The organism is Methyloceanibacter sp. wino2 (genome assembly GCF_003071365.1).
Taxonomy (GTDB): domain Bacteria; phylum Pseudomonadota; class Alphaproteobacteria; order Rhizobiales; family Methyloligellaceae; genus Methyloceanibacter.
This window is the reverse complement of the sequence record NZ_CP028960.1, coordinates 2,500,023-2,514,333: the sequence shown is the minus strand read 5'-3', so window position 1 is coordinate 2,514,333 and position 14,311 is coordinate 2,500,023. Positions and strand designations below refer to the sequence as shown.

Genomic DNA, 14,311 nt, shown 5'->3' with positions numbered 1-14,311 from the left:
CGCGAACCGCCTAGCTTTTAGCAGAGACGGAGACAGGCGAGCCCGGTGTGAGCCAGGCCTGCACCTTCTTGAGCTGTGCGTCGATGCTCTCGTTGATCATCACGGCAACGCGCAAAGCCTCCGACCCCGCATAGCCGTCCACGAACGGCTTCTTCCCGGTCCGTACGCAGTCCAGGAACGAGGCGATCTCGTTGCCGAGGCTGTCCTCCTGGGGGATGTCCACCGTGTCGGTGGCGATAGCTGCGAGCCCTTCGGTCATGGGATCGCCGCGCAGGCTGTAGCCGAAGATCTTCCGCTCGCCGAGATCGCAGTTCAAATATTGGCTGTGCGAGAAGACCCGCAAGCGCCGCTCGGTCTTGTAGCTGATCCGGCTCGTGGTGACATTCGCCACGCAGCCGGATTCGAAATTGATCCGCGCATTGGCGATGTCGACCTTGCGGCCCATGACGCCGGTGCCGACCGCATCGACGCTGGAGACGGGCGAGCCGACCAGACCGATGATCATGTCGATGTCGTGGATCATCAGATCGAGAATGACGTCCACGTCCACGCCGCGCGCCTTCCAGGGCGCAATCCGGTAGCTCTCAAGATAAAGCGGGCGGTCGATCTTCTCAGAGATGACACGGTAGGCGGCGGAGTAGCGTTCGATATGGCCGACCTGCAGCACGGTGCCGCGCTCCTCGGCCAGCTTGGTTAGAACCTGCGCCTGCTCGACCGTCTCGGTGATCGGCTTCTCGATATTGACGTGAAGCCCTGCATCGATCAGGTCGCGCGCCACGTCGAAATGGAACGGCGTGGGTACGGCCACGCTCACCGCATCGACCTTGTCGTAGATCTCGCGGTGATCCATCACCGCTTCGGCGCCGAACTCATCGGCCATCGCCTTGGCCCGCTCGGGATTGGAATCGACGACGGCAACCAGCTTCGCATCGGGGTTCTTCGTGTAGTGATTTGCGTGGAACCGTCCGAAATACCCGGTGCCCACGACCGCCGTCCGAATCTGATCCGCCATTCCGATAATCCTCTCAACGCTGTCCCGCCTGCTTAAGCGGTGAATTGCCCTGCCGGGCCCCGAGTTGCTTTGCTTGCCCCTCTTCAAGAGGGTGTTCCTTGCCCGGCTTTTTGTCGCAAAATTGGCCCCATCGCCAGCCCCAAGGACGGGAATGGCGGGGAGGCTTGCGAAATTGGGGCGTGGAAAGATCGGGCGACTCCGGTTAAGTCCTTGGCGGCGCTTGGCGATAGACGCCGCTCGGCCGCCAGCAACGGTCTGCGCATGGGGAGAACAGAATGCCGCACCACCCGATTTTCGATGCGCAACCGCCCCGCGGCTCGCTAGGAGGGCTCTAGGCCATGCTGCTCGGTTCCGAACGCCTTCTCGCCTCAGGCCGGCTCAATGGGCTGAAAGTGGGGATTCTCGCCAATCCCGCCTCGGTCGATCACGACTACCGCCACATCGTCGACCAGCTTGCAGCCTCGGATACGTTCGACCTTGCGGCGATCTTCGGTCCGCAGCACGGCTTCAACTCCGATCTGCAGGACAACATGATCGAGACGCCGCACGCGACCGACCCCAAGCGGGGCGTTCCGATCTTCTCGCTCTACAGCGAGACCCGCGAGCCGACCAAGGAGATGCTCGATCTTATCGATGTGCTCGTGATCGACCTGCAGGACGTGGGCGCACGCATCTACACCTTCATCTACACGATGGCGAACTGCCTGCGCGCGGCCGCCAAGACGGGGACGCCCGTGATCGTGTGCGACCGCCCCAACCCGATCGGCGGCGTTGCGGTGGCGGGGCCCATGCTGGAGCCGGGCTACGAATCCTTTGTCGGTCAGTTTCCCATTCCCATGCGCCACGGCATGACCGTCGCCGAGCTCGCCAAACTCTTCAACGAGCATTTCGAGATCGATGCGCCGCTCGAGACCGTGACCATGGAAGGCTGGTCCCGGACGGACTATTTCGACGACACGGACGTGCCGTGGATCATGCCCTCCCCCAACATGCCGACGCTGGAGACGGCGATCGTCTATCCCGGCACGGTGCTATTCGAGGGCACGATGGTTTCGGAAGGGCGCGGGACCACGCGCCCCTTCGAGCTGATCGGCGCGCCCTACCTGGATGCGGAAGCGCTGGCAGCACGCATGAACGCGCACGGTCTGGGCGGTGTCTACTTCCGTCCGGTCGTGTTCGAACCCACGTTCCAGAAGCACGCCAAGACGCCCTGCGGCGGATGTCAGCTCCACATCACGGAGCGCGAAGCCTTCGAGCCCGTGATCGCCGGCGCCGCGCTAATCCGCGAGTGCTATGGACTTGCGCCGGAACAGTTCGCATGGCGCGAAGGGCCGTACGAGTACGAGCACGACAAAATGCCGATCGATATTCTGGCCGGCTCGCCGGAACTCCGGGAACAGGTCGAAGCGCAAGTCGCCGTCATGGACATTGCGGAGAGTTGGACGACAGGCGTCGCGGAATTCTCGGCGCTGCGACTTCCCTACCTGCTCTACTGAGCCCGTTCTAACGAACCGTACCCGGTTCCCACATGGACATCATGGGGCAACCCAGCGTCTGCTCGAACGCTTTGACGAGGTCGTCCTCGCCATGGACGTTCAGATAGGTTCCGCCTGTCTCTTCGGCGAGACACTTGGCGTCGAGATAACTCTGCGCGCCCAGCCACGAGTCGGACTGCAAGCGAAAGCCAATGACGTTGACGGTCAGATTGGGCGCCTCTGCGCCTAAGCGCTTGCCCAGCTCGCAAGGGTGCCCGTCGCACGTCTCCTGGCCATCGGTCAGGACGACGATCACACCGGGCTGGTTGCGGTAGTCCAACACCTCGGCGGCCTGTTCGATCGCCTGCGTCAGCGGTGTCTTGCCGGCCGGACGCAGGGCGTCGACGATGCGCATGATCGGCGCCGCCGCCTGCGGTGTCGGACGGAGTTCCAGCTGCACGTTGCATTGATTGTATGCGCCGGCACCGTAGGTCACCAAACCGATCTTCCGGTTCAGCTGCGCCCGAGGCAAGACGCGCCGCAGCGCCTTGCGGACTTCGTCGATGCGCAACTGCACCACCGTCGAAAACGGATCCAGATTTCCAGACATGGACCCCGACGCATCGAAGACGATCATCGCGTCCTCGGTGCACGGCGTTGGCTGCTCGGCAGCATGGGCAGGCATCGCCCCGGTTAGGGCGCCTGACAGCAGCAGCACGGCGCACGCGAGATAATCGAAAAGGTGCTTCATACGACAGCTCGCAACGTTTCCGATGGCAGACCCATGGCGAACCCAGGGGCCGGTCACTTATCGCCGATTTTGCCCTAAGGGTGCAAACGTAGGCTTGCGGAAGCGTGCTGCTCGAGGTCCGACGGATCCACGGCCGACATCATGGGGCAGCCGAGCGTCTTTTCGAACGCCTTGACGAGTTCTTCCTGGCTGTTCGTAGCGATATAGAGCCCGCCCGTCTCCTTCGCCAAACATTGCACGTCGAGCGCGCTCTGCGCCGCCGTCCAGAAAGCCGTCATGCGGAAGCCGATAACGTGCACCGTCAGCCGCGCGCCCTCGTTCTTGAGCTTCTTGCCAAGGTCGCAGGGTGCGCCGCCACAAGTCTCCTCACCGTCGGTCAGAACCACGATGATTCCGGGCTTGGCTTTGTAGTCGAGCACATCGGCCGCTTGCTCGACCGCCTCCGTCATGGGCGTCTTGCCCGCCGGGTTGAGTCCATCGACCGCGTGCAGAATGGGCTCCGCGGCGTCGGCGATCGGCTTCAGGTCCAGATTGACGTTGCATTGCTGATAGGGACCGGGACCGTAGGTGATGAGCCCGATCTTCCGAAAATGGGTCACGCGGGGAAGCGCCTGGGCCAAAGCTTTCCGCACCTCGTCGATGCGCCGGATCTTCGCGCCGATACCCTCGGCAAGACTGCCCGCCATCGAACCTGACGCGTCAAAGACGATCATGGCGTCTTCGGTGCAGGGTACCACCTCGTCGGCGGCACGGCCCTCGACCGGCAAAAGGCAGACCGCCATGAGAACAAGGCAGCATCGCCCGATAAAACCCATCCCAGTCATGAAATTCCCTCGCCCAGAAACTCGCGAGCCCGTGGCTGTCTATGGACCGACAGCGAACCCGGAAGACTTATCGGCCAAAACGCGGCGCGAGTCCAAGGCCGACGTCGTCTCCAAGCCCGACATGATGGGGCAGCCGAGGGTTTGCTGGAAGGCTTTGACGAGGTCTTCCTCGTTCTGCGCCGAGATGTAGAGGCCTCCGGTCTCCTTCGCGAGGCATTTGACGTCCAGAACGCTCGTCTCGCCGGTCCAGGTGAAGTTCTTCATTTGAAAGCCGATGACGTGCACGGTCAGATTGCTGCTCGTCGCCGTGAGCTTCTTTCCCAAGGCGCAAGGATCGCGGTTACAGGTCTCCTCGCCATCCGTGAGCAGCACCACGACACCGGGCTTCCTCCGGTGGTCGAGCACGTTCGCCGCCTGCTCCACCGCTTCAGTCAAGGGCGTCTTGCCGGCCGGGTTCAGTCTTGAGACCACAGTCATGATGGGCTCGGCAGCATCGGCGATCGGCTTCAGGTCGAGGTGGACATTGCACTGCCGGTAGGGACCCGGACCGTAGGTGATCAAACCCACTTTGCGATATTGGGTGATACTGGGCAGAACGCGCGCGAGCGCGCGGCGCACTTCGAAGATCCGCGGCTTCTCGGTCATGATGCCCTGACCGAGATTCCCCGCCATCGAGCCCGAGGCGTCGAAGACGATCATCGCATCTTCCGTGCACGGTGTTTTCTGGTCCTGCGCCGCGCCGCGATCCGCGGGCGCGGCAATTAGAACCACAAGAAGGAGACTTGCGAGGAGGGTTCTACGCTGCAACTGCACTCTCACACCCTCCTCCCCGCAAGAAGCTTCTCATTCCGCCCTATGGGCGGCCGCGAGAAGGCGCTCTGTCAGGAGACGCGCTATTCGCGGATATTGAAGGCGTATACGATCAGGATCACGCCCTGGATCAGTAGGAGCGCTCCGAAAACGATCGGAACGGCCACGGCCGCGGGAATTGGCGCACCGAGCAGGATAACGCCGATGATCAAATTCACCACGCCGAATATGAAGGAGCCGATCCCGCCGCCGGTGAAGGACCCGATGATCCCGATGACACCGATCACGACGCCCAGAATGCCAAGCCACAGGACGATGGCCGTCGGCAGGATGATCGCGGAGAAGAGCGGGTGCCTGAGGACGATGATACCGGCCAGGATGCCCAAGATGCCGATGATGAGCGACCAGTACCAGGGCACGGTGTCGTCCACGAACACGCGCACCAGCTCAAGCACGCCGATGAACAACCAATACAGACCAAGGAAGATCACAAGAGCGACCAGCGTTTCCGCGGGCCGGGTAATCAGCAAGAATCCGAACAGGATCGATGCGATCCCTTCGAGCAAGAACACCCACCAGATATCGGACTGACTCTTTGAGGCGGTCATACCAGCCATCTTCATTTCCTCCCTGAAGACATGTTGTTGCCGCAGGCCCCCGCCCGCGGAAAGTGCATAGAATTATAGCAACTCGGCCGTGTCGACGCCGGACGATAAGTGAATCCCCTTGAATTCCACCGCTTTATTCGCCTCCCGCACCCGGTGGTGAAGGCTGATATGTTCCAGTATCTAAGAGAAGTGATTCTCTAGCGGCCGCCTTCGATCACGGGCCGGCCCGGGAGTGCCTTATGATCAAGCCCATCGTCCGCGTCCCCTGCTCGATCTGGCGCTCGGATTCCGCCTCGCAAACGATGACCGCTGGCACGCGCGCGATCCCGGAAGAGACCGCGATCGCCTTTACGTTCAATACGGCGTCCTACGCGGTGATGATGGCGACCCCTCAGGATCTCGAGGACTTTGCGGTCGGCTTTGCCCTCACCGAAGGGATCGTGACGTCGCCGGACGCCATCGACACTGTCGAGATCATCGAGGAAGAGCCCGGCATCGAGCTGCGTGTGTGGCTGAAGGCTAAGGACGCGGCCGAGTTCTTGGGGCGCCGCCGCAAGATCGCGGGTCCCACCGGCTGCGGCCTCTGTGGCGTCGAGAGCCTGAACGAAGCCATGCGCCCCCCGCCCGAGGTGGGCCAGGGTCAGGTGCTGACACCGGACGAGATCATGACGGCCGTGGCATCGCTTGCCACCCATCAAGAGCTCAATCGGGAGACGCGCGCGGTCCACGCCGCGGGCTTTTGGGAGCCTGCACGCGGCCTCGTTGCCGTGCGCGAGGACGTGGGTCGTCACAATGCGCTCGATAAGCTTGCTGGCGCCTGCGTGCGCAAGGGCGGCAACGCGTCCCAAGGCATCGTCGTTCTGACGAGCCGGGTCTCAATCGAGATGATCCAGAAATCAGCCATGATCGGCGCACCCCTGGTTGTCGCCGTGTCGGCGCCGACGGCGCTTGCCGTGCGCATGGCCGAGGCGTGCGGCATGACACTGGCCGCCGTCGCCCGGAAAGACGGGTTCGAAGTCTTCACCCACCCGCACCGCATCGCCGGCGCCTCGAAAAGCGACGTGGCCTAGCGCGAGTCGTTTGCCGATGGCGAAGCGCGCGCCGTCAGCTCCCGGGCGTAGTCGATATCCTCGGGCGTATTGATATTGAAGAACGGATCGACCTCGGTCCCGGCGATCGAGACAGGCGCGAAGAAAACTTCCGCCGCGCCTTGCGTCCGGACGAATTGGCTTGCCCTGCGGTCCCCGCGCGCCAAGGCGTCCGCAAGAGCATCCGCCATCCCCACGGGCCAGAGCCCGACCACGGGATGAAGGCCCACCGCCGAAACAGCGACCGCCATCGAGGCCTCGCCCTTCCCTTCAACGAGACGCGCCACCAGGTCCGCAGGGATGAAGGGCGTATCGCCGGGCACGGTCACGGCGAAAGCAACACCGGGACATTGGGCCCGCACCCAGGACAGCCCGGCCTCGATACCGGCAAGCGGCCCGTGAGACCCCTCGAGCGTGTCCGGCACGACGGGCAAGCTGAAGGCGGCGAAGCGGCCGGGGTCGCCGTTTGCGCTCAGGGCCAGGGGCCCGACTTGCGGGACAAGACGATCGACGACCTCCGCCAGGACAGGCCTGTCACGCAGTGGAAGCAGGCTCTTGTCGCCTCCGCCCATGCGTCGCGACTGTCCTCCGGCGAGGATGATTCCAGCGATCTTTTTCATCCGGGGACTTTAGGGCGCCGGAGGGGGCGCCGTCACCGTCCGCTTCGATGCGCCGTCCGGAACAGACGGGAGAAACATTCAGCAATAGATCCGCCGATTGTTGTCCCAGGCAGGGCGAAGCTCTGCCACAATGCGGCCCTATAGGGCGGATCGGGGGACCTTAAGGAGCTGCGTCATGAAATTCCTGACTACGAGTCTGTTTGCTGCCTTCCTTGCGCTTGCGCCGTCCTTGTCCGCGTCGTCGTCCGCGGAGGCGGCCTCGGCCCAGGAGATCGAGGACGACGTCAACGACACGCTGCATCGCTTCGTCGATCGGATCGGCGGGGCCAAGCCGCTTGCCAACAAGGCCGTGGGCATTCTGGTGTTCCCGTCGGTCGTCAAGGCCGGCTTCGGCATTGGCGGCGAATACGGCGAAGGCATGCTGATCGTCGATCAGAAACCCGCCGGCTACTACAATCTCGTCGGCGCCTCGTTCGGGTTTCAGCTCGGCGTGCAGGAGCGTTCGGTCATCATCATGTTCATGACCCAAGATGCGCTCGATCAGTTCTACAGCCTCTCAGGCTTCAAGATCGGCGTGGACGCCTCGGTGGCGATCATCACGTTGGGTGCAGGCGGATCCATCGACACCGATAAAATCACCCAGCCCGTCATCGGTTTCGTGCTCGACCCGAAGGGCCTCATGTACAATCTGACGCTCGAAGGCTCGAAGATCACCAAGATCGACCGTTAAGTCCGCGCGACAGCTGGTACATTCTGGCGCACGCATGCAATTGTCTTGTCACAAGCGGACCCTACACACGTAGGATGCTGTCACAACGCGCTTGCAGACTTCAAAAACGTTACGGGAGGAATTGATGGCTGACACAGATTGGAGCGAAGACGTCAAAAAATACGTGCCGGATGCCGACGACAACGCAATCGCCGGGATCGTTCGTCACTGCGGCATTGCGCTGCAAAGCCGGGACGCATCGCTCGTGTCCTTCACCGACAAGTCGGAGCTCGAGCGCGTGCGCGAGAAGTTCCTGAAGAAGAAGCTCGGCCTCAGCATGTCCGACGCGGAACTCGATGGCGCCATCGCGACGATCGGCGACAAGTTGAAGGACGTCCGCAACAAGAACCGGGTGACGGTCTACTACCTGCTGGCCGACCACTTCGGAAAGCTGTCCGACTTCGCCTGATAGTCCGCCCTCGGGCACCTGCCCTGACGCCGGGGCATCTCCAATCCAAGACTTCGACAAACGGCTGGAGCGCTCCCGCGCGCTCCGGTCGTTTTGCATGTGCGTCCACTCGCCACAGGAAACCGCATGCCGCACCATTTTCTTTGACTGATACGCATTGCGTATCTAGATTGGCATATAAATACGCGCTGCGTATTTGATGCGAAGCAGAGGCAACGAGGGGATGCCATGCTCGGCGACACAGACATCCCAAGCGAGACCGATCAATACGGACCGGGCGACACGTCCCCGACACCGCCGTTCCACGAGCGGTTCGAGGACGCGCTCCCCTCACCCGAGAAGATCGCAGCCGTGCGGGAGCGCCTCGAAGAGGCAGGCGTCAAATATGTCATGTCGTGCTGGATCGACCTGTTCGGCATCCCGAAGACCAAGCCGGTCCCCATGAGCGACTTCGATGCGCTCTGCATGGGCAAAGGTCCGCAATTCGCCGTTCACTCGATCTCATACGTGCCGGAGCTGACGCCTGCGGACTCCGACCAGGTCATGGTTCCGGATCTCGACGCCGTTTACATCTGCCCCTGGGATCCGAGCACGGCCTTCATCTTCGCCGACCTCTATTGGGAGGGCGCGCCCTACAACGTTTGCCCGCGACAGGCCCTGCGCCGCGCCGTCAAAGACGCACGCGAGGCGGGCTATGTCGGCTTCGCCGGCGTCGAGCCCGAATTCATCGTGATGCGCTGGGAAGAAGACGGCCAACCGGTCAAAGCCTTCGACGACGATCCGGCCCCCGGTCACGGCCTCCGGCCGCGCCGCCAGGCCTTCGGCTACGACGCAGAGTACTCGTGCGACTCCATGCCGTTTCTGAAAGAGCTGATGGACATCCTCAACGGACTGGGCTGGCAGCTTCACGATGTGGTCGCCGAAGGCGCCTACTCGCAATTCGAGCTGGACTTCCACTACACCCATCTCCTTGAGATGGCGGACCGGCTCGTGTTCCTGCGCATCCTCTTGAAGGAAGTGGCGAAGGAACACGGGCTGTTCGTGACCTTCATGCCGAAGCCCACCGTGGGCGACTGGCGGTCCGGCGCGCATATCAACTTCTCGCTGCGCAGCGTTGCGGACCTCGATGGCAATCTCTTCAAGGGGCCGGCGGGCGAATGGACCGAAGCGTCGCGCCACGCAGTGGGCGGCCTCTTGGCGCACTCCGAGGCGCTGACCGCAATCGCGTGTTCGACGGTCAATTCCTACAACGGGCTGGTCCCGCGCGTGGGCGGCTTCGAAGGCGGCACCGTGACCTGGGCCCCGACCAACATCACATACGGGCACAACAACCGGTCCGCACAGTTCCGGCTGCCGCAAAGCCGCTACTGCATCGAGAACAGAGCCGCCGACATGTGCATGAACCCGTACCTGTCGCTGGCGCTGACGCTGTCCGCGGCGGTCGAGGGCGTGACCGAGGAAATCGACCCAGGCGCGCCGACCGATCAGGATCTCTACGCCATGAGCCAGCAGGAGATCGACGCCGCCGGGATCCGCCGCCTTCCGAGGACGCTCTTCGACGCGATTCAATGCCTCGCCAAGGACCCGCTTGCAGAGAAGGTGCTGGGCCCGACCATGCTCAATTCGTACCTGGCCTATAAGACCGACGAGTGGGAGCGTTATCACCAAGCGGTGACGGACTGGGAAGTGGCGGAGTATTTGCGGCTCTATTAGGAGACGCGGCCTGCGCCTCTATTCGGCGGCATCGCGGGCCGTGTGGCCTTCCGGCAGATCGCGCTTCAACAGGAACTGGTTCTTGAACATCTTGATGCCGGTCATGATCTCGGCCGAGGCGATTCCGGCGTCGCTGTAGCACATGCCGTTCATGAAGCCTGCGAGGCCGTCCTCGTCGTCGAAGATGACCTCGACCAGAAGATCGTAACGGCCGCTGACCCACATGACATAGACCACGCTCGGCGATGCACCGAGACGAGCTGCCACGGCCTCCGGCGTATGCCCCGGCGCGACCTTGATGCCGAGCATGGCATCGGCCCGGTAGGAGATGGATGTCGGGTCCACGATGGCGACAATCGCCAGGTGACCTGCTTCCTTCATCCACGCGACCCGGTTGCGCACCGTGCCCTCGGAGATCTCCAGCATCTCGGCGATGGTGCGGAACGAGGTTCGCCCGTCCTCCTGGAGGATAGCCACGATACGACGGTTCAATTCGTCGTAAGGCGACGCGAAGTTCTTGTCGGGAGTTGGCGTTGTGCGCGTCGGAAGCGACATCGGCGATTATCGGACTTTCGAGCTTGGGCCGGAGGGAGCCGGACGGAAGCCAAGTCTAGCCGATTGCCAGCGACAATCCCAGGCGCGCCGGCATGGAGCGGATCGCGTTGGATAGGGCTCTAGCGGACGGGAGGCTGGTCGCGCTCAGGCTGAGACGCCGGCGCAGGGGCCTTCTCGGCCTCGAGCGGCCCCAGTTGGAAGGCCGACATCGGCACCTCGACCGCGCAGCCCGCAACAGACAGCGAGACAAAAGCAGCGGTGGCGAATAGGGCAATCTGTTTCATGATCGCAACGTACAAATTTGAGGTTTCGGAATGGCTTCCACTATAGGTAAGCGCGAATTGTCATAAAACCAGGGCAATAATCGGGTGAAACCGGCGTCTCGGTTAGAAAAGTATGAACGGCGCCTCGACGCGATCGGCACTCCCGAGCTACGGGCAGTCCCTGCGCTCCCCCAACACACCGTCGACGGCAATGTTCCATGCCCGGGGCACATTCAACAATTCCTGCGGGACCGGCCGCAGGACCGACGTGGACGAACAATCCGCCAGCTGGCTGCCACCCTCCGCCATGGCGGCGATCAGGTCCACCGACAGCGCGCCAATCCTGGGACGTAATTCAGTAACGAGGTCCGACACCCCAGTCACCTGGGCGACCCCCTGTTGCCGCCACAGATCGAAATAGTAGCGCTGCACGGTCTTGGCAGACTCCATCTGCGCCACGATGAAGCGCTGCGCGATCTTTGGATCGAGCCCCGCAGCACGCGACCGCGCCATGGTGGCCTTGAGGACATTCGCTTCGCGAACCGGATCATCGATCGAAAGCTTGTTGTTCCACTTGTAGGCGGCGACCTGCTCCATCAGGTCCAACCGCTCGATCATGAGCCTTCGGAGCACCAGCACCTCATTTGCCGTGTCGGCGCAGCCGGCGAGAGGTGGCAACGCCAAGAAGATGAGTAAGGCCAAAACCGCATGGCGCAAGTGATCTGTCTCCGTCATATGTGTCAGGGCTCCGAAGCGGCTATAAAGACCTGCCAAGAGCCTTGGACCACAGAACCTCCAACCGACACTAGCAGCACCGAAGGCCCCGAAGGATATGCCCACTTCCATACAATTCGCACCGTCCCGCTTTCGCAGCGCCATCCTTGGTTTCCTCGGATGCGCTCTCGCAGCCGGAAGCCTATCGGCACCCGCGGCCGCCGATCCCCTGCTCGACGAGACGGTTGAGTTCACCGGCACGGTCCTGTTCCTGCAGACCAAAGTCCCTGGTCTGGTGATCGGTGCGGTCCGGAACGGCGCGACATCCATTCACGGCTACGGCGAGCGCATCGACGGCGGCAAGGAACCCGACGGCGACACGGTGCTGCGGATCGGATCGATCACCAAGGCCTTCACGGGTCAGGTCCTGGCCTCACTCGCGGCCGATGGGACGGTATCACTGACTCAGCGGCTGGGGTCGCTCGCCCCCGATCTCGGCGCGGGCAAGGACCCCAACACATCGAAGATCCGGCTCATTGACATCGCGACCCAGTCCGCAGGTCTGCCGCGCGAAGTCCCGCGCAAACCGGGTCCCGTGGGCGATCCGTTCAGCACGATCACCCGCAAGGCCTTCGCCGGCTGGCTCGACCAGAACGAGTTGCTCTACCCACCCGGCACGGGCATCCTCTATTCGAATTTCGCTTTCGACCTTCTCGCCATCGGCCTGTCGGAGGCGGCCAAGACGCCCTACCCGGAAATCCTCGCCAAACACATCACCGGCCCGCTCGGCATGACCGACACGGTCTTCGAACTGTCGGACGACCAGCGCAAGCGGCTGATGGAGGGACACGGCTTCGACGGCAAAGCGCTGCGTGACGTGCCGACAGGAGACGTCATTGTCGGCTCCGGCGGCCTGTATTCCACGCCCAAAGACCTGCTGCGCTGGATGCAGTGGCACTTGGATCGGCTCAGCGAAGAGGACGCTGAAGTCAGGATGCTCGATCACGCGGCCTATCTTGTCCGCGACAATCTCAATCCCGTGTCCGGCATGGACGAGTCCGGCCACATGGACGCCATGAGTCTGGGCTGGGTCGTGATGATGCCCGACGGCGACCGTCCGCTGATCCTGCAAAAGGCCGGCGGCCTGCAAGGCACGTTTTCCTACATCGCCTTTGCACCGACGCGCGGCGTCGCCGCCTTCGTCGCCATCAACCAATTCGACTTCGGCGCCGCTATGCTCATGGCCGAAGTGGTGAACGAGATGATCACCTCGCTCGCCCGCGCTAAGCTGTTCCGTATGCCTCATTTTTTGGCTGCATTCGCGCAATGAAACATTAAGGGAATGGCTGTGTAATCGGAGCGCTTCAACTTGGAGATACGAGGCGATGGGTCCGCAGTTCGCGACGTTCCTTAAGGACGTATCCGGCGCCACAGCCATCGAATATGGCATGCTCGCTGCCGGGATCGCCGTCGCGATCATGACGTCCGTCTCGACGCTGGGCTGTTCGCTCGCCGACGTTTTCAACTCGATCGATACGAGCCTGAAATCGATGTAAGCGCGGTCCGCGCCGGCGTCGACGCTCACTCCGGCGCCTTGAATTCATACCAGCCCCTCCCACATTGGGTTCTGTAACGAACGCTACAATAAATGTGCCGCTCGCCTGGGCGGTCATAGCCCCGCGAGAGGTCCTATGGGTTTGCTGGTTGACGGCGTCTGGCACGACGCCTGGTACGACACGAAGGAACACGGCGGACGCTTCGTCCGCTCCAAGTCGCAATTCCGCAATTGGGTCACGCCCGACGGTGCGCCGGGTCCCACCGGTCAAGGCGGCTTCAAGGCCGAGCCGGACCGCTATCACCTTTACGTCTCTTACGCCTGCCCGTGGGCCCATCGGACGCTGATCTATCGCGCCTTAAAAGGCCTCGACGAGATGATCGACGTGTCCTTCGTCCATTGGTTCATGGGTGACAAGGGCTGGACCTTCCAGCCGGACGATGCGGGCATCGTCGGCGATCGCCTCTTCCAATCGCAGTACTATTACGAGGTCTACCTGAGGGCGGATCCCAACTACTCGGGCCGCGTCACGGTGCCCGTTCTCTGGGACAAGGAAACCGGCACGATCGTCTCGAACGAGTCCTCCGAGATCATCCGCATGTTCAACAGCGCCTTCGACAACGTCGGCGCCAAGCCGGGCGACTATTATCCGGAAGAACTGCGCGGCGAGATCGATGCCTTGAACAGCCGCATCTACGACACGGTGAACAACGGCGTATACAGAGCCGGCTTCGCCACGTCTCAGGAAGCCTACGAAGAGGCCGTCTATCCGCTGTTCGAGACCCTGGACTGGCTCGAGCAGCGCCTGCGGACGCAGCGCTACCTCACGGGAGACCGGATCACCGAAGCCGACTGGCGCTTGTTCACGACCTTGATGCGTTTCGACGCCATCTATCACGGACACTTCAAATGCAACCTGAAGCGCCTCGCCGACTACGAGGCGCTGCCGGCCTATGCGCGCGACCTCTATCAGCAACCCGGCGTGGCCGGCACGCTGAACTTCGAGCACAATCGCCGGCACTATTACGAGAGCCACGGCACCATCAATCCGTCCGGTGTCGTCGCCATCGGGCCTAAGCTCGATTTCGATGCACCACACGGCCGCACAAGGCTCGTAGCCTGACTCTCGCGGCCTGACGCTCGCA

17 protein-coding genes are annotated in these 14,311 nt (G+C 62.6%); 8 read left to right on the top strand and 9 right to left on the bottom strand.

The window, feature by feature from the left end:
* Positions 1-10: 10 nt before the first annotated feature.
* A complete protein-coding gene (locus DCY11_RS11875) occupies positions 11-1,012 on the bottom strand; it encodes a Gfo/Idh/MocA family protein (RefSeq protein WP_108683058.1) in 1,002 nt (333 codons plus the stop codon).
* Between the two features lie 338 nt (positions 1,013-1,350).
* On the opposite strand from DCY11_RS11875, the gene DCY11_RS11870 reads away from it, so the two are divergent.
* A complete protein-coding gene (locus tag DCY11_RS11870) occupies positions 1,351-2,508 on the top strand; it encodes an exo-beta-N-acetylmuramidase NamZ domain-containing protein (RefSeq protein WP_108683057.1) in 1,158 nt (385 codons plus the stop codon).
* 7 nt (positions 2,509-2,515) lie between these two features.
* Here DCY11_RS11870 and DCY11_RS11865 read toward each other — a convergent pair whose 3' ends face one another.
* From DCY11_RS11865 to DCY11_RS11850, 4 genes are all read right to left on the bottom strand, one after another.
* Positions 2,516-3,238, bottom strand: coding sequence for a VWA domain-containing protein (locus DCY11_RS11865; protein WP_208430462.1), 723 nt, complete (start codon positions 3,236-3,238; stop codon positions 2,516-2,518).
* Positions 3,239-3,312: 74 nt separating this feature from the next.
* Positions 3,313-4,062, bottom strand: a complete 750-nt coding sequence (locus DCY11_RS11860; protein ID WP_108683056.1) for a VWA domain-containing protein — start codon at positions 4,060-4,062, stop codon at positions 3,313-3,315.
* A 39-nt stretch (positions 4,063-4,101) separates the two neighbouring features.
* Positions 4,102-4,869: a VWA domain-containing protein gene (locus DCY11_RS11855; protein WP_208430461.1), complete on the bottom strand. Its 768-nt coding sequence runs from the start codon at positions 4,867-4,869 to the stop codon at positions 4,102-4,104.
* An 86-nt stretch (positions 4,870-4,955) separates the two neighbouring features.
* Positions 4,956-5,480: an HdeD family acid-resistance protein gene (locus DCY11_RS11850; RefSeq protein ID WP_159079989.1), complete on the bottom strand. Its 525-nt coding sequence runs from the start codon at positions 5,478-5,480 to the stop codon at positions 4,956-4,958.
* A 239-nt stretch (positions 5,481-5,719) separates the two neighbouring features.
* Here DCY11_RS11850 and fdhD point away from each other — a divergent pair, with 239 nt between their 5' ends.
* Positions 5,720-6,550, top strand: coding sequence for a formate dehydrogenase accessory sulfurtransferase FdhD (fdhD, locus tag DCY11_RS11845; RefSeq protein ID WP_108683053.1), 831 nt, complete (start codon positions 5,720-5,722; stop codon positions 6,548-6,550).
* Here the strand turns inward: fdhD and mobA are convergent.
* Positions 6,547-7,188: a molybdenum cofactor guanylyltransferase MobA gene (gene mobA / locus DCY11_RS11840; RefSeq protein WP_108683052.1), complete on the bottom strand. Its 642-nt coding sequence runs from the start codon at positions 7,186-7,188 to the stop codon at positions 6,547-6,549. The genes fdhD and mobA overlap by 4 nt on opposite strands.
* A 175-nt stretch (positions 7,189-7,363) precedes the next feature.
* Between mobA and DCY11_RS11835 the strand changes: the two genes are divergently transcribed.
* From DCY11_RS11835 to DCY11_RS11825, 3 genes are all read left to right on the top strand, one after another.
* Positions 7,364-7,918 carry a YSC84-related protein gene (locus DCY11_RS11835; RefSeq protein ID WP_108683051.1) on the top strand — a complete coding sequence of 185 codons (555 nt, stop codon included), beginning with the start codon at positions 7,364-7,366 and terminating at the stop codon, positions 7,916-7,918.
* A gap of 124 nt (positions 7,919-8,042) precedes the next feature.
* On the top strand, positions 8,043-8,366 hold the full coding sequence (locus DCY11_RS11830) for a DUF2853 family protein (RefSeq protein WP_045368278.1): 324 nt from the start codon (positions 8,043-8,045) through the stop codon (positions 8,364-8,366).
* A gap of 228 nt (positions 8,367-8,594) precedes the next feature.
* Positions 8,595-10,079: a glutamine synthetase family protein gene (locus tag DCY11_RS11825; protein WP_108683050.1), complete on the top strand. Its 1,485-nt coding sequence runs from the start codon at positions 8,595-8,597 to the stop codon at positions 10,077-10,079.
* A gap of 18 nt (positions 10,080-10,097) precedes the next feature.
* Here DCY11_RS11825 and DCY11_RS11820 read toward each other — a convergent pair whose 3' ends face one another.
* The 3 genes from DCY11_RS11820 to aroQ all read right to left on the bottom strand — a co-directional run bounded on the left by DCY11_RS11820 (position 10,098) and on the right by aroQ (position 11,632).
* The gene (locus DCY11_RS11820; protein WP_108683049.1) at positions 10,098-10,634 is read right to left on the bottom strand and encodes an Lrp/AsnC family transcriptional regulator; all 537 of its coding nucleotides are present in this window, start codon (positions 10,632-10,634) and stop codon (positions 10,098-10,100) included.
* Between the two features lie 119 nt (positions 10,635-10,753).
* Positions 10,754-10,918, bottom strand: a complete 165-nt coding sequence (locus DCY11_RS11815) for a hypothetical protein (RefSeq protein WP_159079988.1) — start codon at positions 10,916-10,918, stop codon at positions 10,754-10,756.
* A 147-nt stretch (positions 10,919-11,065) separates the two neighbouring features.
* Positions 11,066-11,632, bottom strand: a complete 567-nt coding sequence (gene aroQ / locus DCY11_RS11810) for a gamma subclass chorismate mutase AroQ (protein ID WP_159079987.1) — start codon at positions 11,630-11,632, stop codon at positions 11,066-11,068.
* Positions 11,633-11,729: 97 nt separating this feature from the next.
* Between aroQ and ampH the strand changes: the two genes are divergently transcribed.
* The 3 genes from ampH to DCY11_RS11795 all read left to right on the top strand — a co-directional run bounded on the left by ampH (position 11,730) and on the right by DCY11_RS11795 (position 14,289).
* Positions 11,730-12,941, top strand: coding sequence for a D-alanyl-D-alanine-carboxypeptidase/endopeptidase AmpH (ampH, locus tag DCY11_RS11805; protein WP_108683046.1), 1,212 nt, complete (start codon positions 11,730-11,732; stop codon positions 12,939-12,941).
* 55 nt (positions 12,942-12,996) lie between these two features.
* The gene (locus tag DCY11_RS11800; RefSeq protein ID WP_108683045.1) at positions 12,997-13,167 is read left to right on the top strand and encodes a Flp family type IVb pilin; all 171 of its coding nucleotides are present in this window, start codon (positions 12,997-12,999) and stop codon (positions 13,165-13,167) included.
* Positions 13,168-13,302: 135 nt separating this feature from the next.
* Positions 13,303-14,289, top strand: a complete 987-nt coding sequence (locus DCY11_RS11795) for a glutathione S-transferase family protein (protein ID WP_108683044.1) — start codon at positions 13,303-13,305, stop codon at positions 14,287-14,289.
* Positions 14,290-14,311 lie beyond the last annotated feature (22 nt).